Annotated in this window: 2 protein-coding genes and 2 pseudogenes; all 4 read left to right on the top strand. The window is 74.4% G+C overall.

Features of this window, described 5'->3' with window-relative positions; all coding sequences use genetic code 11:
* Positions 1-1,570: pseudogene (locus tag AB0B40_RS38130) on the top strand (hypothetical protein); the annotation flags it as partial.
* A gap of 9 nt (positions 1,571-1,579) precedes the next feature.
* Positions 1,580-1,993 (top strand): roadblock/LC7 domain-containing protein, encoded by a 414-nt coding sequence (locus AB0B40_RS38125; protein ID WP_030346561.1) that lies wholly within the window; start codon positions 1,580-1,582, stop codon positions 1,991-1,993.
* A 112-nt stretch (positions 1,994-2,105) separates the two neighbouring features.
* Positions 2,106-2,504: a DUF742 domain-containing protein gene (locus AB0B40_RS38120; protein WP_009190816.1), complete on the top strand. Its 399-nt coding sequence runs from the start codon at positions 2,106-2,108 to the stop codon at positions 2,502-2,504.
* Positions 2,485-2,570 (top strand): annotated as a pseudogene (locus tag AB0B40_RS38115) (ATP-binding protein); the annotation flags it as partial. The gene AB0B40_RS38120 and the pseudogene AB0B40_RS38115, both read left to right, overlap by 20 nt.

The raw sequence follows: 2,570 nt of genomic DNA, 5'->3' as shown, positions 1-2,570 counted from the left end.
GGCCGGCGGCGGTCTGCTCGGTGGCGGTCCGGCCCCGCGCGGCCAGGTCGGCGCCGGCCCGGGCGGTCCCCGCCCCGCGCTGCCCGGCACGGGCCAGGGCGGCCGTCCCGGCGCGCCCGGCGGAGCGCGCGGTCCGCAGGGCGGTCCCGGATCCCCGCAGCAGAACCGGCCCGCGCCCGCGGGTTCCGGCGCCGGCGGCTTCGGCGGACAGGCACCGGGGGCCCCGCAGGGCCTGCAGGCCGCCGGTCCGAACGGACCCCAGCAGGACCTCTTCGCCGGTCGTGGCCAGAAGCGCTCCGGCGCTCCCGCGGACCAGGGCCGCCGGCCCCAGCTGCCGCCGCGTGGCGGCCCGCGCGCCGAACTGCCCGGTGGTGAGGGCCAGTCGCGCTCCCCCGAGTGGAGCGACACCCAGGCCCCGCTGTCCCGCGCCTCGATGGACACCCCGCGCGGCCACGACGAGCAGGACCCGGCGCAGACCGCGCGCATGCCGCGGGTGGACGAGCGGCAGGGTCCGGGCTCGACCTCCGAGATACCCCGGATCGACGCCCAGGGTCCGGCCGCGACGGGCGGTTTCCAGCGCCCCGAGCTGCCCGGCCCGGGCGGCTCCGCCCAGCAGACCGGCCAGTTCGCTCGCCCCGACAACGCCCAGCACACGGGCCAGTTCGCGCGTCCCGACAACGCCCAGCAGACCGGCCAGTTCGCGCGTCCCGACAACGCCCAGCACACGGGCCAGTTCGCGCGCCCGGACCACGCCCAGCAGACCGGCCAGTTCGCGCGCCCGGACCACGCCCAGCAGTCGGGCGGCTTCGACGGTCCCGGCGCGCAGCAGGACACCGGGTCGTTCGTCCGCCCCGACGTGTTCGGCACGCCGGCCGCCGGGCGGCCGGACAACGGCGCCCAGCACACGGGCCAGTTCCCGGCCCCGCAGAACCCGCAGGCGTACGACGGCGGCTCCACCGGGCAGCACGCCCTGCCCGGCCGCCAGAACCCCGGCCACCCCGGGCAGTTCGAGCGCCCGCAGCCGGCCGGCCAGAACGACTTCGGCGCCTCGCGTCCGCAGGTTCCGGCCCCGGCCCAGGCACCACAGCAGCGTCCGGTGCGCTCCGAGCCGGAGGCCCTGCCGCCGGCCAGCGGCCCGGGTGACGGTCGTACCCCGCTGTACGACACGCTGGAGACCAACTGGTTCCACGGCCAGCAGCAGGAGAGCGCACCCGCGCCGCAGCAGTCGCAGGCTCCCTCGCCGGCGCCCGCGCCGCAGCGGCCCGCGTCCAACACCGGCTCCTGGCGCACCTCGCCGAACGACGAACTCGTCCGGCAGGCCGAGCGGGTGCGGCAGCCCGCCGCGGGGGGGATCACCACCTCCGGTCTGCCGCGCCGTGTACCCCGGGCGAACCTCGTGCCCGGCACGGCTCAGCAGCAACAGCACCAAGCCGGTCCGCAGGTCTCGCGTGCGCCTGACGACGTACGCGGACGGCTGACCAATCTTCGTCGGGGCATCGCTCAGGGCCGTCAGGCCGGCAGCGGCCAGACCGGCAGCTTCCCGAGCCCCACTCACCAGCAGGAGCGTTAGTTGAGTCCGATGAGCCAGGCGGCACAGAACCTGAACTGGTTGATCACCAACTTCGTGGACAACACCCCAGGGGTGTCCCACACGGTGGTGGTCTCCGCCGACGGCCTTCTGCTGGCGATGTCCGAAGGTTTCCCACGGGACCGCGCCGACCAGCTGGCGGCGGTCGCGTCCGGACTGACCTCCCTGACGGCCGGGGCGTCCCGGATCTTCGAGGGCGGCACAGTGGCGCAGACGGTCGTGGAGATGGAGCGCGGGTTCCTCTTCCTCATGTCCATCTCGGACGGGTCGTCCCTCGCGGTCCTGGCCCACCCCGATGCGGACATCGGCCTCGTCGGCTACGAGATGGCACTGCTCGTCGACCGCGCGGGTGCGGTACTCACCCCGGATCTGCGCGCCGAACTCCAGGGAAGTCTGCTTCACTGACCTCCCCCGGCACCACCCACCTCACAAAAACACCGTCCGGCCGCCACAATCCCCCCACCGGCCCCATACAGACGGCTTGACTGACCGACTTGCTGTCCCGCCCGGAGGATTCATGACCCCGCCCACCGCCCATCATGATCCGTACGCGGAGCCGTACGGGGATGAGGGCGACCAGCCGCTGGTGAGGCCGTACGCCATGACCGGCGGTCGGACCCGGCCGCGCTACCAGCTCGCCATAGAAGCGCTGATCAGCACCACGGCCGACCCGGCAGCGCTCATGGGGCTGCTCCCGGAGCACCAGCGCATCTGCCACCTGTGCCGGGAGGTCAAGTCGGTCGCGGAGGTCTCCGCGCTGCTGGCCATGCCGCTCGGCGTGGCCCGGATCCTGGTCGCCGACCTCGCCGAGGCCGGCCTGGTCGCCATCCACCAGCCTGGTGGCGACGAGAACAACGGCGGCGCTCCTGATGTGACGCTGCTCGAAAGGGTGCTCAGTGGACTTCGCAAGCTCTGACGCGGGTCGGGCCACCACCTCCGCGAAGATCGTGGTGGCGGGCGGCTTCGGCGTGGGCAAGACCAC

The sequence above is a fragment of the Streptomyces sp. NPDC042638 genome (genome assembly GCF_040647235.1).
Lineage (GTDB): Bacteria > Actinomycetota > Actinomycetes > Streptomycetales > Streptomycetaceae > Streptomyces > Streptomyces rameus.
This window is presented reverse-complemented; position numbering and strand designations above follow the sequence as displayed.

Excerpts from the sequence above, each read along its gene's own strand:
- AB0B40_RS38125 (WP_030346561.1), top strand. The coding sequence starts at position 1,580 with ATGAGCCAGGCGGCACAGAACCTGAACTGGTTGATCACCAACTTCGTG.
- AB0B40_RS38120 (WP_009190816.1), top strand. The coding sequence starts at position 2,106 with ATGACCCCGCCCACCGCCCATCATGATCCGTACGCGGAGCCGTACGGG.